Source organism: Bradyrhizobium sp. BR 10261, assembly GCF_019455395.1.
In the GTDB taxonomy this organism is placed as follows: Bacteria; Pseudomonadota; Alphaproteobacteria; order Rhizobiales; family Xanthobacteraceae; genus Bradyrhizobium; species Bradyrhizobium manausense.
Genome location: NZ_JACOFQ010000041.1, coordinates 1 through 20584 on the forward strand (window position 1 = coordinate 1; position 20584 = coordinate 20584).

Consider the following 20584-nt stretch of genomic DNA (forward strand, 5'->3'; position numbering starts at 1 on the left):
GTCGAGTACTGGGCGGCGTGCATCAGCGATGCGACGGCACCCTTCTGCGTCTGTGCGCTGTTGGCCAGCGAGCTCCCGATCCTGCCGGAGGAGGTTGCGCTGGAGGTCCGCGCGCATTTCCGTGCGCTGGCGTCGTGGCTGGCCTCGGTGATGGAGCGCGGCAAGCGGAAGGGGCAGTTGCATCTCGCCAGCACAGCGAAGATCGAGGCTGAAGGATTCATGGCGACCATTCACGGCGCGATGCTGTCGGCGCGCGCCTATGGCGATCCCAAAATGTTCGGTGTGATCACCACGCCGCTGCTGGAGCGGCTGTCCACAAAGCGCTGAGAGAGATCGGCGAGGCGCCCGGCACGCATGACGGGTGAGCGCTCTTTGTCGTGCGCGAGACTACCAACTAGTAGGTAAAGGAGAGGTCAGTGACTCATCATCAAACGGATCTGGTTCGCGACGATCACCAGCAATGGCTCAAACAATACTATTTCATCCGGGCGGCATTCTCTGTCGCCTGGGTGGTTGCTGCGCTTGCCGTGGTGCCATCGTCGTCACTGATCTCCGGCACCTTGTTCGTGCTCTATCCGGCATGGGACGCCGCGGCCAACTTCGTCGATGTATTGCGCAGTGGCGGGCTCGCTCAAAATCGCACGCAGGCGCTGAACGTTCTGGTCAGCCTCGCGACCACTGTCGCGGTCCTCGTCGCATTGCAGATGAGCATGAACGGGGTACTCGGCGTCTTCGGGGCCTGGGCGATTCTGTCCGGATTGCTCCAGCTGGGAACCGCGCTCCATCGTTGGAGACGTTTTGGTGCGCAGTGGGCCATGCTGCTCAGCGGTGGTCAGTCAGCCCTGGCGGGCGGCTTCTTCATCTTTCAGGCAACGATGCCGGCAGCTCCGTCGATCGCTGACGTCGCCGGGTATGCCGCAGTCGGCGCGCTCTACTTCCTGGTCTCGGCGGCTTGGCTCACCGTCGGCGATTGGCGCCGCCGCGTCAGGCGGATGCAGCAGGGGTGATGCGATCGAAGTGTCGAGCGCTAGCCTCTCTGGATCAGCTCGCGCCCGATCCGCTTCGGCGGTTCGCTCCGCAGCACGATGGCGGTGGTGACAGAACCGTATCGGGCGATCGCATCGACGATGCCCTCGAGCTCCGCGGGCGAAGGCACGATCACCTTGAGGTGAAAGCAATCCTCGCCCGTCAGCCTGAGCACTTCGATGATCTCGGGCATCTCGGCGAATTGCTTCAGGCAGGCCTTGATGTGCTCGTGCGTCGTCCGCAGGCGGATGATCGCCATCATGTTGAGGCCGACCACGGCGGGATCGACAACCGCGCGATACGCCCTGATGATCCCGCGCTCCTCAAGCCGCTTAAGCCGCTCCGAGGTGGCCGGCTGCGACAGGCCGACCTGGCGTCCCAATTCCGAGACGCTGATGCGGCCATCGTCCTGGAGCGTTTCGATGATCGCGATGTCTGTCGGATCGAGCATCGGCTGAAAGTCCCGGCTTCGCGTCATGACCTCTAATCTATCGGAATTGCGCCTCGCTTTCCGATGAATGCCAATTCCGTTTGCGCTTGTAAATCGCCATGCTGCGCGACAGCGAAGCGAATACGAGAGGTGAGGCGTGACGGAATTCATCCATTTGCCCGGGATCGGCAATTCAGGCGAAGCACATTGGCAAAGCCGGTGGGAGCTCGCCGATCCCGGCATCCGCCGCTTCAGTCCGGCGAGCTGGGACCAGCCCGATCTGGCCGACTGGATCGCGGCTCTGGACCGGGCCGTCGGCGCGGCGACAACGCCGCCGGTGCTCGTAGCCCACAGTCTTGCCTGCCTGCTCGTCGCGCATTGGCAGAAGCAAACGACCACAGCGGTGAAGGGCGCGCTTCTGGTGGCAGTGCCCGATCCGCGATCTCTAGCGTTTCCCGCCGAAGCCGCAGCCTTCGCCTCCGTGCCGGAACACCGCTTCCGCTTTCCCTCGACGATCGTGGCCAGCACCAACGATCCCTACGCGTCGCTGTCCTACGTGCAGGCGAGGGCCGCGCAATGGGGCAGCGAGCTCGTCAACATCGGTGCCAGCGGCCACATCAATGGCGCGAGTAACCTCGGTGACTGGCCGGAAGGGCGTCGGATCCTCGAGGAATTTTGCGCGCAGATGACTGGTTCGTAAGTCACTGATCCCGCTGCGGCCGTCTACTGTGCATGGGGTTGTTTTCGGCGTCGGGGACCTTCCTGACATCTGCCGCCAGCCCCTATTCCGTGCGGGCAGGGCGGGCCAAAAGTGCTTGTTGCGGAACTGTACGCGGTCACAGCTCGCGAGAACCCGGGAAATAAATTAGGCTCGCCCTGTCTGCTTTCGCCGTTCCCAATCGTCTTCCACCCAGACAGACCTGACGGGAGACAAAAATGTCCGCTTCCAACTATCGCTGGGTGATCGTCGCCGCCGGCGGCGTGCTCGGATGCGTCGCCATCGGCGGCATGTTTTCGTTGCCGGTGTTCCTGCAGCCGATCGCCAAGGACACCGGCTGGTCGGTGACCGGCATCTCCAGCGCGATGACCATCGGCTTCCTGGCGATGGCATTCAGCAGCATGATCTGGGGCACGCTGACCGACAAATTCGGGCCGCTGCCGGTGGTGCTGACCGGATCGACGGTCCTGGCGTTGAGCCTGTTCGCCGCGAGCCACGCCACCTCGCTGATCGCGTTCCAGTTCGTGTTCGGCCTCTTGGTCGGCGCCTCCTGTGCCGCGATCTTCGCACCGATGATGGCGACCGTCACCGGCTGGTTCGACACCCATCGCGGCCTTGCGGTGTCGCTGGTGTCGGCCGGCATGGGCGTGGCGCCGATGACGATGGCGCCGCTCGCGGCCTGGCTGGTGTCCCATCATGACTGGCGCACCGCGATGCAGATCGTGTCGCTGGTGGTGGGCGCCATCATGATCCCGGCCGCGCTGCTGGTGCGCCGTCCGCCCGCGCTTGCAAATCCGCCGATGGCGGCAGCAGGCGGGGGCGGGGCGCAGGCCGAGATGACCAGGAGCGAAGCGCTGCGCTCGCCGCAATTCCTGATCCTGCTCGCCACCAATTTCTTCTGCTGCGCCACCCATTCCGGCCCGATCATCCACACCGTCAGCTATGCCGTGAGCTGCGGCATTCCGCTGATCTCGGCCGTGACGATCTACAGCGTCGAGGGTCTCGCCGGCCTCGGTGGCCGCATCGCCTTCGGCCTGATGGGCGATCGTTTGGGTGCCAAGCGCGTGCTGGTCTCGGGCCTGCTCGCGCAAGCCTTCGGCGCGCTCGCCTATGTCTTCGCCCATCAGCTCACGACCTTCTACGCGGTCGCGATGGTGTTCGGCTTCATCTATGCCGGCACCATGCCGCTCTATGCGGTGATCGTCCGCGAAAACTTTCCGCTGCGCATGATGGGCACCGTGATCGGCGGCACCGCGATGGCCGGCAGCCTCGGCATGGCGACCGGCCCGCTCGCCGGCGGCATGATCTACGACGCGTTCTCCAGCTACGCCTGGCTCTATATCGGTTCCTGGGCGATGGGCCTCGGTGCGTTCCTGATGGCGATGACGTTCCGCCCGTTCCCGAAGCCGCAAGCCGAGCCTGAGCCGGCACCGGTCGCGGCGTGACGAGATTGAGGCGCAGCCTCAGAGCTGCGCCTCAATCGCCGCCTTGTCGATGACCGACCAAACCTGCCGGATCTTGCCACCGTTGAATTCGTAGAACACGTTCTCGCAGAAGGACACCCGCTTGCTGTTGACGGCAAGCCCGAGAAATGTCCCGGCCGGTCTGCAGTCGAATCTCAGCCTTGCGGCGATGCGCGGCGGCTCGGAGATCAGCAGCGCGATGTCGAAATGCAGATCCGGAATGTCGCGAAAATCCTGCTCAAGCATCGCGCGATAGCCTGATAGCCCCAGCGGCCGCGCATTGTGAGCGACGTCATGATGCACGAACTGGCCGAGTGCGGCCCAATTCTGCCGATTCAAGCAGGCGATGTAGTCGCGATAGATATCGGCAAGTTCCTCCCGTGCCATGGCATGTTCCTTCCGCCTCATCCGCGCCGCCGCAAATGCTCGACCAGCGCTCGCAGTTTCGGCGCAACGTTGCGGCGGCTCGGGTAGTAGAGATAGAAGCCGGCGAACACGGGGCAATAGTCTTCGAGGATCGGCACCAGCTCGCCGCGCTCGATCGCAGGGCGAAAGCTCGCCTCCATGCCGAAGGTGATGCCGGCACCGGCGATCGCCAGCTTGATCATCAGCGCCATGTCGTTGGTCGTGATGTCAGGGGTGACCGCGACGCTGAACTCCTTGGCGCCATCGGCGAACTCCCAGCGATAGGGGCTGAGCTTCGGCGCTGGCCTCCAGCCGATGCAGCGAAACGACGCGAGCTCGGATGGATGCGAGGGAACGCCGAAGCGGTCGCGAAACGACGGCGCGCAGACCGCGAGCTGGCGCTCGTCTCCGGCGATCGGCACTGCGATCATGTCCTGCTCGATGACCTCGCCGAGGCGGACGCCGGCATCAAAGCCTGCGGCGACGATGTCGAATTCCGCATCGGTTACGGTGATGTCGAGTTGCACCTCCGGATTCGCTTCGGCGAAGGACGCAAGCAACGGGCCCGAGAGAAAATGCTCGGCGATTGAAGAGACGGCAAGGCGCAGCAATCCACGCGGCTGCCCGCGCAATGCCAGCGCTCCATCGAGCGCGGCGCGCATATCCGCAATGGCGGGCACGACCTCGGCATTCAGCCGTTCGCCGGCCTCGGTCAGGCTGACGCTGCGCGTCGTGCGCTGGACCAGCGCAATGCCGAGACCTTCCTCCAGCCGCTGGATGGTCTGGCTCACGGCTGAGCGGGTCACGCCGAGCCGGTCGGCGGCGGCACGAAAACTCCGTTCTTCGGCCACCAGTGCAAAGACGGCGAGGGCATTGAGATCCGGTTCCATTGGTTAGTCTGGCTTACCAAGTTGATTAGGGATCGTCGTCTTATCACGACAACGAGCCGGGTCCATGGTCTGCGTCATCACAGCGAATGCGAGGAAGGACCCGTTCATGCCAATGGATAAAATCGTTCTCATCACCGGTGCCTCCAGCGGCATCGGCGCCGGGATCGCGCGCGAACTTGCTGCGGCCGGCGCAAAGGTCCTGCTGGGGGCACGGCGCGTGGATCGGCTGAAGGATCTCGCGGCCGAGTTGAAGGCCGCAGGAGGCACGGCGCTGGCGCATCCGCTCGACGTGACCGATCGCGCCAGCGTAGCCACTTTCGCCGACGCTGCGCGTGGCGTCTGGGGCCGTGTCGACGTCATCGTCAACAATGCCGGCGTGATGCCCTTGTCGTTGATGGCCTCGCTCAAGGTGGATGAGTGGGACCGGATGGTCGACGTCAACATCAAGGGCGTGCTCTACGGCATCGCAGCCGTGCTGCCGGAGATGGTGGCGCGCGGCGCAGGCCATGTCATCAACATCGCCTCGATCGGGGCGTTGAGGGTGTCTCCGACGGCGGCGGTGTATTGCGCGACCAAATATGCGGTGCGGGCGATCTCGGACGGCTTGCGGCAGGAGCACGATAACATCCGGGTCACTTGCATTCATCCAGGCGTGGTCGAGAGCGAACTTGCCGACTCGATCACCGATCCGGTCGCGGCTGAAGCGATGAAGAGCTACCGCGCGATCGCGCTTCAGCCCGACGCCATTGCGCGCGCGGTGCGCTACGCCATCGCGCAGCCCGATGATGTCGATGTCAATGAGATCGTGATACGCCCCATGCGGACCACATGAGCATATGTTCGGCTTCAAAGCGTTTTTTCGAAGAACAGATCCGGATAGGGATCGTCATTGAAGCGCGGGATCTCGCGCCAGCCGGTGGTGCGGTAGAGTCGGCCGGCCTCCGGCAGTGCGCTGTTGGTGTCGAGCCGCAACAGACCGATGCCGAGCGTGCGCGCGGCATCTTCAGTTGCATCCATCAGGCGTTTGCCTAGCCCCAGGCCGCGCGCGGAAGGGGCGACCCAGAGCCGCTTGATCTCGGCGTAGCCGTGATCGGTGCCCTTCAGGCCGACGCAGCCGATCGGCAGCGTGTCCGACAGCGCGACGATGAAGCTGCCGCGCGGCCGGCGCATGTCCTTGGCGTCAGGATCGCGCGAGAGCGAAACGTCAAAACCCTGTTTGAAGCGGCGGCCGAGCTCGGCGTAATACTCGGCCAGGCAATAGCGCGCCTCGTCGCTGCGCGGGTCCATTTCGGTGAGCGCGATGCGGTCGCGTGTCAGCGCGGAGGCGATCAGATCCATCGCCGCCAGCAGTGCCTCGCGCTGCGAGTTGCGGGCCAGAAACCCTTCGGCCTGACTGTTCGACAAGTCTTCATAGGCTGCGAACTCGCGCTTGCCCGCGCGCGTCAGGCTCGCAACGCGGCGCCGCGCATCATCCTCATGCGCGTGCGTCTCGATCAGGCCTTCGTCTTCCAGGCTGCGCAACAGCCGGCTCATCAGCCCGGAATCGAGGCCGAGATAATCGCGGATCTCGCCGATTTCGGAGCGCCCATGTCCGATCGCGTTGAGCACACGCGCCGCTCCGAGCGGCCGCCCGCGCCCGAGGAAGGACGTATCGAGCGCGCCAACGGCGGAGGTCACGGCGCGGTTGAAGCGGCGGACGCGGGAAACCGGATCGAGCATTATCTGACTTTAGTCAGATATCGTATCGCGGTCAACCTGGGTTCGCTTGACGAAGTGACTGCCTGTCATGCGTCGCTGGCGCGATAGGCGTCGGGAACGATGAACACCTCGTCGGCGCGGCCATAGCCACCGTCGGGGACTTCCTCGATCAGGACCATCGTGTGCGGCCGCGCCACTTCACCGAAATACTCGGCGAACAGTGCGGTGAGGCGGTGCACGATCTCGGTCTTCTGGCTCCGCGACAGCGCGGCTTGCGGGATCTTGATGTTGGCGAAAGGCATGAGGTCTCTCCGTGTGAAAAATCCGTGTCGCGTCAGATCACGCCGCCATTGGCGCGGATGATCTGGCCGTTGATCCAGCCGCTATCGTGGCTGGCGAGGAAGGCGACGATGCCGGCGATCTCGTCGGGCTGGCCGAGCCGGCCGAACGGGTTCATCGCTGCAATGGCGCGCACCTGTTGCTCGCTCTTGCCGTCGAGGAACAGCCGGGTCTCGACCGGTCCGGGCGCGACCGCATTGACGGTGATGCGCCGGCTGCCGAGCTCCTTGGCCAGGATGTGTGTCATGGCTTCGACCGCTGCCTTGGTCGCGGCATAGACGCTGTAGGTCGGCTGATACAGTCCGACGACACTGGAGGAGAAGTTGACGATGCGGCCGCCGTCGCGGAGCCGCCGCGCCGCTTCGCGCAATGATCGGAACACACTTTCGAGGTTGATCGAGATCTGTCTGGCGAACGCCTGATCGCTCATTTCGGCGAGCGGGGCGAGCTCCATCACCCCGGCATTGTTGACGAGGATGTCGATCTTGCCGAAGGCATTCTCGGCCGCATCGAACAGCTGTACCGCGGTCGTTGGGCCGGCAAGATCGGCCTGCACCGCCAGGGCGCGTCCGCCGGCGGCCTGGATTTCTTCGACGAGCGCGTCGGCAGCCGTTTTGCCGGTGGCGTAGTTGATTGCCACCGCGATGCCGTCTTGCGCCAGCCGGCGGGCGATGGCCGCGCCGATGCCGCGGGAGCCACCTGTGACGATGGCGGCGCGCTGCTGTTGAGTGGTCATGTGGACCTCCATAATGCTTGCGGCCCACGAGATAGCTGATCGCTCTCGTCGGATAATCATCCCGAACTTGCCATCACCTGTCGGCTGTGGTGAACAATCGCCATGGACCGTTTTGACGCCATGCGCCTCTTCGTCCGCCTCGTCGAGCGGCAGAGCTTTACGGCCGCCGCCGCGGACCTCGGTATTCCCCGCTCCACCGCAAGCGAGGTCTTGCGCGGCCTCGAGGCGCGTCTCGGCGCGCGTCTGCTCGAGCGCACGACGCGGCATGTCACGCCAACGCTCGACGGTGAAGACTATTACCGCCGCTGTGTCGCCATCCTCGCCGAGGTCGAGGAAGCGGAAGCGGCGATGCGCGATTCAGAGCCGCGCGGTCTGCTCCGCATCGACGCGCATCCCTTGCTGACCCGCACCTTCATCCTGCCGCATCTGCCAGCATTCCTGGCGCGGCATCCCCAGCTCCAATTGCAGATCGGGCAGGGCGACCGGCTGGTCGATCTCGTGCGCGAAGGCGTCGATTGCGTGATCAGATCGGGCGAGCCCGATGAGAGCGGCATGATTCAGCGCCGCCTCGGGACTCTCGCGGAAATCACGGTGGCCAGTCCGTCCTATATTGCGAAGCACGGCATGCCCGCGACGCCGGATGCGCTCGACGGCCATCAGATGGTCGGGTTCGTCTCGTCACGGACGGGCGATGTGCTGCCGCTGGAATTTTCCGTTACGGGCGCGCTGCGCCACATCGTGCTGCCGAGCCGGGTCCGGGTGAACAATTCCGACACCATGGCCGACCTCGCCCGGCTCGGCTTCGGCCTCGCGCAGGCCCCGCGCTATCGCTTCGCGGAGGACCTCGCCAGCGGCACGCTGGTCGAGGTGCTCGCCGATCACCCGCCATCGCCGACGCCGCTCTCCGCGCTTTATCCGCAAAACCGCCAACTAGCGCTGCGCCTGCGCGTCTTCCTCGACTGGATTTCGGGCATTTTTGCCGAGGCGAAGCTCTGAACTCATTCAGCCGGATTGAGACATTCAGTCTAAACACTTGATCGGGCGATCCGGTATTCCAGAGACAGCGAGGTTAGAATCGAGACGCCGGGGCGTACGGGATGCCCGGTCAAGCCGGGGCATGACAGTGGAGTGTGCGGGAGCGCACGACCCAAAACGGACCACGCTTCCTTGTGAGTTGTGCTTGCGCCGCCAGCCGCTACCATGCGGCCGCTCCTGGAACGCGGGAGCCAGCAGCAGGCGGGAGGCGAGATGAGTGGGCAGGAACGCAAAGTCAGGGGATCGGACCTGTTCGTCGCGGCGCTGGAGAACGAAGGCGTCGACCGCATCTTCGGCGTGCCCGGCGAGGAGAATCTCGACCTCGTCGAATCGCTGCGGACCTCGAAGATCGAACTGGTCCTGACCCGGCACGAACAGGCCGCCGCGTTCATGGCCGCGACCCATGGCCGGTTGACCGGCAAGCCTGGCGTCTGCCTCTCCACACTGGGCCCCGGCGCGCTGAATCTCTCCACCGGTGCGGCCTATGCCAATCTCGGCGCGATGCCGATGATCCTCATCACCGGGCAGAAACCGATCATGAGCAGCCGGCAGGCGCGCTTCCAGATCGTGGACGTGGTCGCGACCATGAAGCCGCTGACAAAATTGTCGCGGCAGATCGTCAGCGCCTCCAGCGTCCCCACCGTGGTGCGCGATGCCTTCCGTGTGGCGATGGAGGAGCGCCCGGGACCGGTGCATCTCGAATTGCCCGAGGACATCGCCGGTGACGAGGTCGAGACTGTTGCGGTGATCCCGGTCCATCCGATCGAGATCCCCGTCGCGCATCGCGCCGCGCTCGATCGCGCCGCCGAGATGATCTTGGCCGCAAAGCGTCCGCTGGTGATGATGGGCGCCGCGACCAGCCGGCCGCGTTCGACGCACGGCATCGCGAGCTTCGTGCGGAGGACCGGCATTCCGTTCTTCACCACCCAGATGGGCAAGGGCACCGTGCCCGGCGGCACTAATCTCTACATGGGCACCGCGGCCCTCTCGGAGCGCGACTACGTCCACGATGCCATCGATGCCGCCGACCTGATCATCGCGATCGGCCACGACCCGATCGAGAAGCCGCCCTTCATCATGGGTCCGTCGGGGCCGAAGGTCATTCACGTCAGCTATACCTCGGCCAGCGTCGAACTGGTCTATTTCCCTGATGCCGAAGTGGTCGGCGACGTCGGTCCGAGCCTGGAGCTTCTGGCCGACCGGCTCGAAGGCAAGCTGCCGCAGGCTGCCGCGCTGTTGCCGCTGCGCGAAGGGATCCTCAACCACATCGCCGACCGCGCCACCGAGACGCGCTGGCCGCCCACGCCGCAGCGGATCGTGCACGACATCCGTCAGGTCATGCCGGAGAACGGGATCGTCGCGCTCGACAACGGCATGTACAAGATCTGGTTCGCGCGCAACTATCGCACCCGCGTCGCCAACACGCTGCTGCTCGACAATGCGCTGGCGACGATGGGCGCGGGCCTGCCGTCGGCGATGATGGCCGCGATGCTTTATCCCGACCGCCGCGTGCTGGCAGTGGCCGGCGACGGCGGCTTCATGATGAACAGCCAGGAGATGGAGACGGCCGTCCGCCTCAAGCTCAATCTGGTCGTGCTGGTGCTGGAGGACAACGCCTACGGCATGATCCGCTGGAAGCAGGCGGTCGATCACTTTGCTGATTACGGCATGACCTTCGGCAATCCCGACTTCGCACTCTACGCCAAGGCGTATGGCGCCAAGGGGCATCGTATCGCAAGCATCGACAGCTTTGGCCCGACGCTTGATGCCGCCTTCAAGGAGGGGGGCGTGCACCTCGTCTCGATCCCGATCGATTATTCGGAGAACGTGCGCGTGCTGGTCGATGAGCTGCGCGCGCATGAGAAGGCGAAGGCGTGAATTGATAAGGCGAAGCTATCTCCAGATCGTCATTGCGAGCGCAGCGAAGCAATCCAGTCTGTCTCCGCGGAAAGATTCTGGATTGCTTCGCTGCGCTCGCAATGACGGAGCATGTGGCGAAGTCCGCGCCTGAGTATGATAACTGCACTTGTGCCGCGATCCCCGATCGCCGACACTGAGCATCCAACCAGCCACAGGAATATGAAATGACTCGCGTTCGTTGTGTGACCGAGATGGGCATGGGCGTCGACGTTCACGGCCGCGACGCCACCAAGGCGGCGAAGCGGGCGGTGTCGGATGCCATCAGGCATTCGAGCCTCGGCTTCTTCCGGATGATCGGCAAGACCGCGAACGACATGTTTGTCGATGTCACCATCGGTGTGCCCAACCCCGAAGCCGTCGACAAGGAGGCGGTCGCCAAGGAGCTGCCTTACGGCACCGTCACCGTGACCGCGGTCAAGGGCGGGCTGGAGATTCCCTCGGCCACCGAAGTGGCCAACGATCCCATCCTCATCGCCAACGCCGCCGTCATCGTCAGCTTCGACAAGGAGTAAGCCGGTGTCCTTCAGCGACGAGGCGTTATTGGATCGTCCGATCTGGAGCGCGCTGACGACGAGCCATCAACATCTGGCCGAAGGCGGTCCACGGGCGCGGCGCTATCCCGTGGACATGACCCCGTTCGCCGACATGGTCGACATGTCCGCGGAGAGCTTTGCAGCGCTTGGCGATCTCATGTCGCCTTCGCAGGTTGTCGCGCTGTTCACGCCTGATGCGGTCGACGTGCCCGCCGGCTTCAAGGTGGTGCTGGCCGAGAGCGGTGACCAGATGATCGGCTCGCCCGCCGACAGTGCGCTCCGGGACGCCGAAATCGTCACGCTGGGCAAAGCCGACGTTCCCGCGATGATGGCGCTGACGGCGCTGACCAAGCCAGGGCCGTTCGCCGCGCGCACGCACGAGCTCGGCACCTTTCTCGGTATTCGCGCCGGCGGCGAGCTGGTCGCGATGACGGGCGAGCGGATGAAGCCGGGCAAGTTCGTCGAGATGACCGCGGTCTGCGTCCACCCCGATTATCGCGGGCGCGGCTACGCGCAGGCGCTGCTCGCAGCCGTCGCGCGCCGGATCGAGGCGCGCGGCGAGATTCCGTTCCTGCACGTGTTCTCTAACAATACATCCGCCATCGCGCTCTATCAGCGGCAGGGGATGCGCCTCCGTCGCCGCCTGCACGTGACGGCGCTGATGAAGCTGGAATAGACATCCGCAGTGATGGCCATCATTTCCGGCGAATGCGCGCTATATCCACGCTCGGCCATGCACTGCTGGCGCAGCGGCTGTTTGAGCAGCGTGAGAGTGGGAAAGAAAGGTAACCAATGCGGATGCAGCCCATCACCATAGCCGGGGCGGACGGATCGTTTCAGTTATTTCGATGGCCCCGGCGCGATGTCTTGCGTCCGGGGCCGTTGTCTTCGGGCATCAGTTCAATGCCGTTTCTGACGCTGCGATCCACGCGACCACGGCCTCGGAGAAGCCGTTGACGCGGGTCCAGGCGCCATAGCCGACACCGTGCTGATACGAGGCCACGTTCACCATCGTGACGCGCCGCCAATTGCGAACCCTCGGGGTTCGCTCTGCCATCGGTGTCCGGCTCATCGCCTCGTTCCCTCCGGCAGGCCCCGCGCGCTTGGGCACGCGCATCGATTGCGCGAGCCCCGAGATCCGGGTCTCTCGTTCCGGCCAAGGCCGGGATGTTCGAACGGGCCGCGCGGTGGGCAACAAAAAACCCTCCGGAGCGGCAGGCTCGGGAGGGTCCGTGAGAAGCGGACTGTCGATCTTGCGGTCAGGCAAGATCGCTTCCATGAGCCGGGCATGTGCAATCGATTGGCCGGAGGCCATTCGACAGTCGCGCCAATCTTTCGTAGCTGTGCTTCATCACTGGGTTCATGCTTTCACGAACGGAAGTGTTCGCGAGGGCGCGGGACATACGCCCGCAACTTGCGGATGTCAAGCGATGCGAATGTGAGAGTTTGCAAGACGTGGACGCGTGACGTGCCAAACTATCTCGGTCTCGATGGATTTCGGTTCGGCTGGGTTGCTGCGTGGATCGATGACCACGGCCAGCATGGATTTGATTATGCACCTGGCCTGGCGCGTCTGCTCGCGATGCCGCATGCGCGCGCGATGATCGACATGCCGATTGGGCTGATGCCGAGCGGCTATCGGACATGCGATTTGCATGCGCGCGAACTGATCGGCCCCGCCGTGTTTCTAGGGGCCCGCCGCGATCTCTGGACATTTCCCGACATGGCGGCGGCGAACAGGCATTACTGGGAGCGCGAAGGCAAGGGCAGGGGCGTCTCTGCGCAGCTCTGGAATATCAGGGACAAGATCAGGGACGTCGACGAGATCATGACGCCGGCACGGCAGGCGTCGATCGGCGAGGCGCATCCGGAATTGATCTTCCGGAATCTCGCCGGGGGAGTCCGGCTTGCGACGAAGACGTCGGCGGAAGGCCGCGAGCAGCGCATTGCTCTGCTGGTGCAGCGCGGCTTCGCCCGCCTGCCGAAATGGCTGACGCAACGCCATGGCACCGGCATGGGCCGCGACGATCTCATCGATGCCTGCGCTTGCGCGGTCGCGGCGCGCGACAGCACGGAGCGCCTGGGCGGCGATGAGATCGATCCGCGTGGTCTGCGGATGGAGATCAACTACTGAAGCGGCTGGCGGCTCATGCATCCGGGAAAAATAGGCAAATTATTTGAACCACACAGGAACTGGCGACGGCCGGTCCGCGTTCCCCGTGCGAACCGAATTGGGAGAAGCTCGTGCGATGAATGATGCCAGTCAGTTCGCGACCGCCATGCTCGCGCTCGTTTTCGTCGGAGCATTGCTCGTCACGGGGCAGCTCTTCATCGAGCAGCGCGCCCAGCGCGACGCGGTCTACGCCACCAGCCATTTGCTGCGGCCATTGTGATCGGGATTCCTCGACAGAGATCGGTGTAACGACGATCCGGCCTTGCGCCATGTCCCGGCCCGCCTAGATTAATCAGAATCTCACGCAAGCGGCCGGGGCCACGATGTCTGATTTATCCGCCTTTCCGATCACCAAGCGTTGGCCTGCCAAGCATCCCGAATTGCTTCAGCTCTATTCGCTGCCGACGCCCAACGGCGTGAAGGTTTCGATCATGCTGGAGGAGATCGGATTGCCGTACGAGGTCCATCTCGTCGACTTCGGCAAGGACGATCAGAAGGCTCCGGAATTCCTTTCCCTCAATCCGAACGGCAAGATCCCTGCGATCCTCGATCCCAACGGTCCCGGCGGCAAGCCGCTGCCGCTGTTCGAGTCTGGTGCGATCCTGCAATATCTCGCGGAGAAGACCGGCAAGCTGCTGCCGCAGGATGCCGCCCGGCGCTACGAGGCCATCCAATGGGTGCATTTCCAGATGGGCGGGATCGGGCCGATGTTCGGCCAGGTCGGCTTCTTCCACAAATTCGCCGGCAAGGATTTCGAGGACAAGCGGCCGCTGGAGCGATACGTCAGCGAGTCCAAGCGCCTGCTCGGCGTGATGGAGGCGCATCTTTCCGGCCGGCAATGGTTCATGGATGACGATTACACCATCGCCGACATTTCGATGCTCGGGTGGGTGCGTAACCTCATCGGTTTCTATGGCGCCGGCGACCTGGTTGAATTCAGCCAGTTCAAGTCGGTCGGTGCCTGGCTCGAGCGCGGGCTGGCACGTCCGGCCGTGCAGCGTGGCTTGAACATTCCGAAGCGCCCTTGAAGCTAGCTCAGCGCCTTGTAGGTCATGTAGAGGGCCATCAGGGCGACGAGGGCGACCATGCTCCGGCGCAGCACCGTCTTGCTGACGCCGTTGGCCGCACGGGCGCCGAGATCGGTGCCGACCCAGAGGCCGGCAACGATGCCGATGATGGCGGGCCAGCCGACCATCAGACCCTTGCTCCAGTAGATCCAGGCTGCCGGGATATTGGTCGGGATGACCGAGAAGATCAGGCTGACGAGTTGCGCCTGATGCTGGGGCACGCGCAAGCCCGCGGCGAGGCCGACCGTGATCGCGAGACCGCCGCCGATGCCCATGAAGCCGGAGGAAAAGCCCGCAAGTCCGCCGATGAGGAGCAGGGCAGGCCAGGGCAAACGGTCGCGATCACCGGCGCCAGCGTCCTTGCGGTCGCGACGCAGGATCAGAAGCGCGATCAGCGCGACGAGATAGCCGACATAAGTCCATTGCAACGCCGCATCGGAGACGGCGGCAGCGGCATGGCCGCCGCCCACAGCGCCGATCAGAAATCCGATGCCGATCCAGATGACCCATGGCAGGGGGCTGCGGTTACCGTTCTGCCAGTAGCGGCGCACGCCGGCGAGGCCCGTCGGCGGAATCTGGGTGAGGAGCGAGGTGCCCTGCGCGACGTGCTGCTCGGCGCCGAGCAGCAACACGCTGAAGATGACGAGGCCCCCGCCGGGACTCGTGCCGCTGAAGCCCGAAGCCAGTCCCGCGACAAGGCCGACACCGCCGCCGGCGAGCAGCTCGTGAATCCAGGACATCGTTCACGCCCTCGTCCGCCGCTTGATGTCGGGCTTGGCCGTGCGAAAGCCGTCGATCACCGTGGCGACGGCCGCCATGCAGGCTGCGATGTCAAAATCCTCGTCCCAGCATTTTTGCAGGACGAAACCCTGGAAGATTGCGATCAGCACGCGCGCGATCGCATCCGCGCCGATATCGCGCCTGATCAGGCCGTCGTGCTGGCTGCGCTCAACCAGGGCTATGATCAGCGCGCGCGGCAGGTCGATGCCTTCGACGACGCTGGCGCGAACGCGGCGGTTGCGCAGCGCCTCGGCCCAACCGTGGATGCCGACACGGCGCCGTGCTTCGCCTGCGGGATCGGTGAGCCATTGCGCATAGACGCGCACCAACGCGTGCAGTCCCTCGATCGGATCGCCAGACCCTTGCGCGACCGAGTTGAGGACGGCCTCGCGGCGATGCCGGTCGTCGGCGAGCGCCTCGATCAGATCGTCCTTGCTCTGGAAGTAGAGATAGACCGCGCCATGGCTCAGTCCCGACCGCTTCACGATGTCGGCCATGCCGGTCTGGTGAAATCCGTCTTCGGAGAAGCAGGAAAGGGCCGCTTCGAGGATCTGCTGTCGCCGGTCCTCGCGCTTCTTGTCGCTGATCTTGGGCATCCGTCCGGTCCATAAATAACTGACAGATCGATCGTTTTAAGAACGTGCCAGGAGCTAAGCAAAATCCAATCAATCAAGATAAAAAACGATCAGTCAGTCACTTATATTGGCGAAGAGGATTTGGGTCAAGCCCGGCCGCTGGGCCGTAGATGAGGAGGATGAAGCGATAGGCGGCTTGCGAAGGCGTCTCCGGCTAGAACAGCCGTTCGGCACCGGCTTGCTCGGCTGCATCAGCACGACCTTGCCGTCGGCATCGGGGAAGCCGAGCGTCAGCACCTCCGAGACGACAGGTCCGATCTGGCGCGGCGGGAAATTGACGACGGCAGCGACCTGCTGCCCGACCAGCGTTTCGAGCGGATGGTTTTCGGTGATCTGAGCCGAGCTCTTGCGCACGCCGATGGCCGCGCCGAAGTCGATCCACAGCCGCCAGGCCGGCTTGCGCGCCTCAGGAAACGGTTTCGCGTCGACGATGGTGCCGACGCGGATATCGACTGCGAGGAATGTATTGAAGTCGATGGTCGGCGCGGCGGCAGCAGTGGGATCGTGCGTGACGTGCATGGTGTATCCATTGGGAAGAGGTCGAAAGCGTCGTCCGCAAGATTGTCGCGCGATCAGGAGTTGCGTACAACGCCACAGCACGTCACGACACATGCGCGAGGACCGTCTTGCCTAACATCATCTACGGTATCAAGAACTGTGACACCATGAAGAAAGCGCGAACCTGGCTCGACAGCCATGGCGTCGCCTACGAGTTCCACGACTACAAGGCCGCAGGCGTCGAGAAGGACAAGCTGAAGCAATGGAGCGACAAGCTCGGCTGGGAGACGCTGCTCAATCGCGCCGGCACGACCTTCAAGAAGTTGCCGGACGCCGATAAGGAGGACCTGACGGAAAAGAAGGCGTTGGCGCTGATGCTAGCGCAACCATCGATGATCAAGCGGCCGGTGCTCGAAATCGGCGGCAAGCTCCTGGTCGGGTTCAAGCCTGACATTTACGACAAGGAAGTCGGCGCAAAGGCGCGCAAGAGCTAATTCAGCTCGATGATCTCGGCGGTGACCCCGGGCGCGCCGGGCCGATCGGCAAATTCCACGACGTCGGCGGCCGCGATGCGGCCAGGGGCGCGGTGAAACAGGGCGCGATCCATTACCGTGCCCAGTTTAGGCCGCGGTGGCGCGTCATTTCCGCGCATCAGATTCTTGATCTCGAAGCCGCCGTCCTCGCAGAAGGTCTTGAGCGAGGCGATGACGTGGCTGACCTTGTCGCCGGTCAGGAAGGGCAGCAGCAGCCGCTCATAGGCCACGACGCGGCCGTAGATGTCGTCGACATCGGCGATGCTGTAGACCGGAAATCCGCGCGCGACGCATTCGTGATGGACCGGCATCACGAATGGCGCGAGACGCGGCCCGACATGGTCGTCGAGCAGAACTCCCTTGCCGGTATGGCCATAGGCGCGGGAGATCCGTGTGCCTTCGCTCTGGATGGTCAGGCGCGGCGTCGACGTCGAATGGTCCGCCGTGTAGTAGGAGATCGGACAGTTCTTCCTCGAGCCGCGCGGGCTGATACTCCCAGATCGCAGGTGCAGTCTGATGGCGCGCATACAGTCGCAGCCACGTGTTGAGCAGGTCACGTTGCTTGATTGAATTGACGACGGAGGGAGCAGCGCTGGAGAAATCCAAAACAATAGTCCCGGCGAATGAAACCGGCGCATGATCTCGCTCGCGGGAAAATTTTTGATGAAGGCTGGCGCGCGGAAGCAAAGACCGTTATCGACGACTTGATGACCGGTGTCTTGCGAGCCGGGAAGCCGGCAGGGCGGCATCACGAAGCCTCCAACTAAGGGAGCATAAGGCTCCCCTCCAAAGGCCTGACCTGCTCAGCTTTCCGCCTTGCCTAACCCCCGTCACCTCCGGCATATTCCGCGCCCGGAGGCGGCGTTCCGGGACAGGCTCCAAGGCCTGGCGGAAAGCCGAAGCAACAAGGATAGCCACGCACATTGTGCGGGCAGGGGGAAATCTGTTTGGCCGATGAGTTCATTCTCGAAACGGAAGGCTTGACCAAGGAGTTCGCGGGCTTCTTCGCCGTCCGCGACGTTGCGCTCAAGGTTCGCCGTGGCAGTATCCACGCGTTGATCGGCCCGAACGGTGCGGGCAAGACGACGTGCTTCAATCTTCTGACCAAGTTCCTCAAACCGTCTGCCGGAAAAATCCTGTACAAGGGACAGGACATCACGGCGATGGCGCCCGCTGACGTGGCACGCCTGGGGCTGGTGCGTTCGTTCCAGATCTCGGCGGTGTTTCCGCATCTCACCGCGCTGGAGAATGTTCGTGTCGCGCTTCAGCGCCAGCATGGCTCCTCCTTCGATTTCTGGCGCTCCAAGTCCGTGCTCAACCGCTTCAATGACCGGGCGCGCGAGCTGCTCCACGATGTCGGCCTCAGCGAGTTCGCCAATACGCCTGCGGTCGAGATGGCCTATGGGCGCAAGCGCGCGCTCGAGATCGCAACCACGCTCGCGCTCGATCCGGAAATGATGCTTCTGGACGAGCCGATGGCCGGCATGGGCCATGAGGACATCGACAAGATCGCGGCGCTGATCAAGCGTATCTCGGCGAAATATACCATCCTGATGGTCGAGCATAATTTGAGCGTCGTCGCTAATCTCTCCGACATCATCACCGTGCTGACGCGCGGGCAGGTGCTCGCGCAGGGGCATTATTCCGAGCTAACCAAGGACGAGCGCGTCAAGGAAGCCTATCTGGGGGCCGGTCATGCCTGAGACTGCAATGGCTGAGGCCCCAATGAAGGGTGCAACCGGCGGCAATATCCTCCAGGTCCGCAACTTGGAGGCCTGGTACGGCGAGTCCCACATCCTGCACGGGATCAATTTCGACGTGAATGCGGGCGAGGTCGTCACGCTGCTCGGGCGCAACGGCGCCGGCAAGACCACCACGCTGAAGTCGATCATGGGTATCATCGGCAAGCGGACCGGCTCGATCAAATTCAACAATCAGGAGATCATCCGCGCGACCTCCGACAAGATCGCGCGCATGGGAATCGCGTTTTGCCCGGAGGAGCGGGGAATTTTCTCCAGCCTCGATGTGAAGGAGAACCTGCTGCTGCCGCCGGTGGTTCGAGCAGGCGGATTGCCGCTCGAGCAGATCTTTGACCTGTTTCCGAACCTGAAGGAGCGGCTGAGCAGCCAGGGCACCAAGCTGTCCGGCGGCGAGCAGCAGATGCTTGCGATCGCGCGCATCCTGCGCACGGGCGCAAGCTTTCTGATGCTGGATGAGCCGACCGAAGGCCTGGCGCCCGTCATTATCCAGCAGATCGGTCACACCATTGCGCGGCTCAAGAAGGAAGGCTTCACGATCCTTCTGGTCGAGCAGAACTTCCGCTTCGCGTCCACCGTCGCCGATCGTTATTATGTGGTCGAGCACGGCAAGATCATTGACGGATTTTCCAATTCGGAGCTCGCCGCCAACATGGACAAGCTCCACGCCTATCTCGGTGTCTAGAACTGCCAACGAGAAAATTCAAAAAGGAAAGTTGCATGAAGACCAGGTCGATTGCGTCATTGCTGCTGACCACCGCGCTCACCTTCGCCGCAGCAGGCGTCGCGTCCGCACAGGACAAGGCCGTCAAGATCGGCGCGCTGTCCGATCAGTCCGGTCTCTACGCCGACCTCGGCGGCCCCGGCTCGACGCTCGCCGCGCAGATGGCAGTTGAAGATTCCGGCCTGGCCGCGAAGGGCTGGAAGATCGACGTGATCTCGGGCGATCACCAGAACAAGCCGGACATCGGCACCGCGATCGCGCGGCAGTGGTTCGACGTCGACAAGGTCGACGTCATCGTCGACGTGCCGAACTCCGGCGTGGCGCTCGCCGTCAACAACGTCGTCAAGGAAAAGAACGGCGTTTACATCAATTCCGGTGCGGCGACCTCGGACCTTACCAACGCGCAGTGCTCGCCGAACACCGTGCACTGGACCTACGACACCTACATGCTGGCCCACACCACAGGCCAGGCGCTGGTGAAGGCCGGCGGCGACACCTGGTTCTTCCTGACGGCGGACTACGCCTTCGGTGCGGCGCTGGAGCGCGACACCACCGCGGTCGTCACCGCCAATGGCGGCAAGGTGGTCGGCGGGGTCAAGCATCCGCTCAACACGCCGGACTTCTCCTCGTTCCTGCTCCAGGCGCAGGCCTCCAAGGCCAAGATCATCGGTCTTGCCAATGCCGGCGGTGATACCACCAACACGATCAAGCAGGCCGCCGAGTTCGGGATCGGCAAGGGCGGCCAGAAGCTCGCAGCGCTGCTGCTGTTCCTCACCGACGTCAAGGCGCTCGGTCTGGAGACCGCGCAGGGCCTGAACTTCACCGAGACGTTCTACTGGGACATGGACGACAAGACCCGCGCCTTCTCCAAGCGCTTTGCCGCAAAGATGAAGAACAGCGCTCCGCCGACCATGGTGCAGGCAGGCGTCTATGCCGGCGTACGCCACTATCTCAAGGCGCTGGAAGCGCTCGGCGGCAATCCGCATGACGGCGTCAAGGTCGTCGAGAAGATGAAGTCGATGCCGACCGAGGACGATCTGTTCGGAAAGGGCGAGATCCAGCCCAACGGCCGCACCATCCACAATGCCTATCTGTTCGAGGTGAAGAAGCCCTCCGAGTCCAAGGGACCGTGGGACTTCTACAAGCTCGTCGGCACGGTGTCGGGCGATCAGGCCTTCACGCCGCTCTCCGAAAGCAAGTGCGCGCTGCTCAAGAAGTAAGACC

At 63.8% G+C, this 20584-nt stretch carries 25 protein-coding genes and 2 pseudogenes; 16 read left to right on the top strand and 11 right to left on the bottom strand.

Annotation, left to right across the window (positions count from 1 at the left end; translation table 11 throughout):
* On the top strand, nucleotides 1-327 hold a 327-nt coding region (locus tag HYH07_RS32525; RefSeq protein WP_409363930.1), incomplete at its 5' end, for a TetR family transcriptional regulator C-terminal domain-containing protein.
* Nucleotides 328-416: 89 nt separating this feature from the next.
* Nucleotides 417-1007, top strand: coding sequence for a DUF308 domain-containing protein (locus HYH07_RS32530; protein ID WP_220006296.1), 591 nt, complete (start codon nucleotides 417-419; stop codon nucleotides 1005-1007).
* A gap of 20 nt (nucleotides 1008-1027) precedes the next feature.
* Here the strand turns inward: HYH07_RS32530 and HYH07_RS32535 are convergent, their stop codons facing one another.
* Entirely contained in the window at nucleotides 1028-1477 is a 450-nt protein-coding gene (locus HYH07_RS32535) for an Lrp/AsnC family transcriptional regulator (RefSeq protein WP_228749902.1), read from the bottom strand.
* 136 nt (nucleotides 1478-1613) lie between these two features.
* Between HYH07_RS32535 and HYH07_RS32540 the strand changes: the two genes are divergently transcribed.
* Complete coding sequence (locus HYH07_RS32540) at nucleotides 1614-2156, top strand: alpha/beta hydrolase (RefSeq protein ID WP_220006298.1); 543 nt, start codon at nucleotides 1614-1616, stop codon at nucleotides 2154-2156.
* Nucleotides 2157-2392: 236 nt separating this feature from the next.
* Nucleotides 2393-3619 carry an MFS transporter gene (locus HYH07_RS32545; RefSeq protein WP_220006299.1) on the top strand — a complete coding sequence of 409 codons (1227 nt, stop codon included), beginning with the start codon at nucleotides 2393-2395 and terminating at the stop codon, nucleotides 3617-3619.
* A gap of 18 nt (nucleotides 3620-3637) precedes the next feature.
* Here the strand turns inward: HYH07_RS32545 and HYH07_RS32550 are convergent, their stop codons facing one another.
* Together HYH07_RS32550 and HYH07_RS32555 are read right to left on the bottom strand one after the other, a co-directional pair.
* Nucleotides 3638-4024, bottom strand: a complete 387-nt coding sequence (locus HYH07_RS32550) for an ester cyclase (protein ID WP_220006300.1) — start codon at nucleotides 4022-4024, stop codon at nucleotides 3638-3640.
* Between the two features lie 17 nt (nucleotides 4025-4041).
* Nucleotides 4042-4932 carry a LysR family transcriptional regulator gene (locus HYH07_RS32555; RefSeq protein ID WP_220006301.1) on the bottom strand — a complete coding sequence of 297 codons (891 nt, stop codon included), beginning with the start codon at nucleotides 4930-4932 and terminating at the stop codon, nucleotides 4042-4044.
* 106 nt (nucleotides 4933-5038) lie between these two features.
* Between HYH07_RS32555 and HYH07_RS32560 the strand changes: the two genes are divergently transcribed.
* Nucleotides 5039-5764 (top strand): SDR family oxidoreductase, encoded by a 726-nt coding sequence (locus HYH07_RS32560; RefSeq protein WP_220006302.1) that lies wholly within the window; start codon nucleotides 5039-5041, stop codon nucleotides 5762-5764.
* Between the two features lie 14 nt (nucleotides 5765-5778).
* Here the strand turns inward: HYH07_RS32560 and HYH07_RS32565 are convergent, their stop codons facing one another.
* The 3 genes from HYH07_RS32565 to HYH07_RS32575 form a co-directional block, all read right to left on the bottom strand.
* On the bottom strand, nucleotides 5779-6651 hold the full coding sequence (locus HYH07_RS32565) for a helix-turn-helix domain-containing GNAT family N-acetyltransferase (protein WP_220006303.1): 873 nt from the start codon (nucleotides 6649-6651) through the stop codon (nucleotides 5779-5781).
* A gap of 65 nt (nucleotides 6652-6716) precedes the next feature.
* On the bottom strand, nucleotides 6717-6932 hold the full coding sequence (locus HYH07_RS32570; RefSeq protein ID WP_220006304.1) for a 4-oxalocrotonate tautomerase family protein: 216 nt from the start codon (nucleotides 6930-6932) through the stop codon (nucleotides 6717-6719).
* Nucleotides 6933-6964: 32 nt separating this feature from the next.
* On the bottom strand, nucleotides 6965-7705 hold the full coding sequence (locus HYH07_RS32575) for an SDR family oxidoreductase (RefSeq protein ID WP_220006305.1): 741 nt from the start codon (nucleotides 7703-7705) through the stop codon (nucleotides 6965-6967).
* A gap of 102 nt (nucleotides 7706-7807) precedes the next feature.
* Between HYH07_RS32575 and HYH07_RS32580 the strand changes: the two genes are divergently transcribed.
* The 4 genes from HYH07_RS32580 (at nucleotide 7808) to HYH07_RS32595 (ending at nucleotide 11869) form a co-directional block, all read left to right on the top strand.
* Nucleotides 7808-8701 (top strand): LysR family transcriptional regulator, encoded by an 894-nt coding sequence (locus HYH07_RS32580; protein WP_220006306.1) that lies wholly within the window; start codon nucleotides 7808-7810, stop codon nucleotides 8699-8701.
* Nucleotides 8702-8953: 252 nt separating this feature from the next.
* Nucleotides 8954-10618 (top strand): acetolactate synthase large subunit, encoded by a 1665-nt coding sequence (locus HYH07_RS32585; protein WP_220006307.1) that lies wholly within the window; start codon nucleotides 8954-8956, stop codon nucleotides 10616-10618.
* Nucleotides 10619-10824: 206 nt separating this feature from the next.
* Entirely contained in the window at nucleotides 10825-11172 is a 348-nt protein-coding gene (locus HYH07_RS32590) for a Lin0512 family protein (RefSeq protein ID WP_220006308.1), read from the top strand.
* Between the two features lie 4 nt (nucleotides 11173-11176).
* A complete protein-coding gene (locus HYH07_RS32595; protein ID WP_220006309.1) occupies nucleotides 11177-11869 on the top strand; it encodes a GNAT family N-acetyltransferase in 693 nt (230 codons plus the stop codon).
* Between the two features lie 219 nt (nucleotides 11870-12088).
* Here the strand turns inward: HYH07_RS32595 and HYH07_RS32600 are convergent, their stop codons facing one another.
* A complete protein-coding gene (locus HYH07_RS32600; RefSeq protein ID WP_220006346.1) occupies nucleotides 12089-12250 on the bottom strand; it encodes a hypothetical protein in 162 nt (53 codons plus the stop codon).
* 411 nt (nucleotides 12251-12661) lie between these two features.
* On the opposite strand from HYH07_RS32600, the gene HYH07_RS32605 reads away from it, so the two are divergent.
* The 3 genes from HYH07_RS32605 to HYH07_RS32615 all read left to right on the top strand — a co-directional run bounded on the left by HYH07_RS32605 (nucleotide 12662) and on the right by HYH07_RS32615 (nucleotide 14394).
* Nucleotides 12662-13327 (top strand): DUF429 domain-containing protein, encoded by a 666-nt coding sequence (locus HYH07_RS32605; RefSeq protein ID WP_220006310.1) that lies wholly within the window; start codon nucleotides 12662-12664, stop codon nucleotides 13325-13327.
* A gap of 115 nt (nucleotides 13328-13442) precedes the next feature.
* Nucleotides 13443-13586, top strand: coding sequence for a hypothetical protein (locus tag HYH07_RS32610; RefSeq protein WP_164934179.1), 144 nt, complete (start codon nucleotides 13443-13445; stop codon nucleotides 13584-13586).
* A 103-nt stretch (nucleotides 13587-13689) separates the two neighbouring features.
* A complete protein-coding gene (locus HYH07_RS32615) occupies nucleotides 13690-14394 on the top strand; it encodes a glutathione S-transferase family protein (RefSeq protein WP_220006311.1) in 705 nt (234 codons plus the stop codon).
* Between the two features lie 2 nt (nucleotides 14395-14396).
* On the opposite strand, the gene HYH07_RS32620 is transcribed toward HYH07_RS32615, so the two are convergent.
* From HYH07_RS32620 to HYH07_RS32630, 3 genes and pseudogenes are all read right to left on the bottom strand, one after another.
* Nucleotides 14397-15173, bottom strand: a complete 777-nt coding sequence (locus HYH07_RS32620) for a sulfite exporter TauE/SafE family protein (RefSeq protein ID WP_220006312.1) — start codon at nucleotides 15171-15173, stop codon at nucleotides 14397-14399.
* A 3-nt stretch (nucleotides 15174-15176) separates the two neighbouring features.
* A complete protein-coding gene (locus HYH07_RS32625; RefSeq protein WP_220006313.1) occupies nucleotides 15177-15809 on the bottom strand; it encodes a TetR/AcrR family transcriptional regulator in 633 nt (210 codons plus the stop codon).
* A gap of 201 nt (nucleotides 15810-16010) precedes the next feature.
* Nucleotides 16011-16367: pseudogene (locus HYH07_RS32630) on the bottom strand (tRNA-binding protein); the annotation flags it as partial.
* 107 nt (nucleotides 16368-16474) lie between these two features.
* Between HYH07_RS32630 and HYH07_RS32635 the strand changes: the two are divergent.
* Nucleotides 16475-16840, top strand: a complete 366-nt coding sequence (locus HYH07_RS32635; RefSeq protein ID WP_220006314.1) for an ArsC family reductase — start codon at nucleotides 16475-16477, stop codon at nucleotides 16838-16840.
* Here the strand turns inward: HYH07_RS32635 and HYH07_RS32640 are convergent.
* Nucleotides 16837-17485: pseudogene (locus HYH07_RS32640) on the bottom strand (hypothetical protein). The gene HYH07_RS32635 and the pseudogene HYH07_RS32640 overlap by 4 nt on opposite strands.
* Before the next feature lie 341 nt (nucleotides 17486-17826).
* Here HYH07_RS32640 and HYH07_RS32645 point away from each other — a divergent pair.
* The 3 genes from HYH07_RS32645 to HYH07_RS32655 are packed head-to-tail and all read left to right on the top strand — an operon-like array spanning nucleotide 17827 to nucleotide 20580.
* Nucleotides 17827-18582, top strand: coding sequence for an ABC transporter ATP-binding protein (locus tag HYH07_RS32645; RefSeq protein ID WP_220006315.1), 756 nt, complete (start codon nucleotides 17827-17829; stop codon nucleotides 18580-18582).
* A complete protein-coding gene (locus HYH07_RS32650; protein WP_220006316.1) occupies nucleotides 18575-19321 on the top strand; it encodes an ABC transporter ATP-binding protein in 747 nt (248 codons plus the stop codon). Before HYH07_RS32645 ends, HYH07_RS32650 begins: the two co-directional genes overlap by 8 nt.
* Nucleotides 19322-19356: 35 nt before the next feature.
* Nucleotides 19357-20580: an ABC transporter substrate-binding protein gene (locus HYH07_RS32655; RefSeq protein WP_220006317.1), complete on the top strand. Its 1224-nt coding sequence runs from the start codon at nucleotides 19357-19359 to the stop codon at nucleotides 20578-20580.
* The last annotated feature ends 4 nt before the right edge of the window (nucleotides 20581-20584 follow it).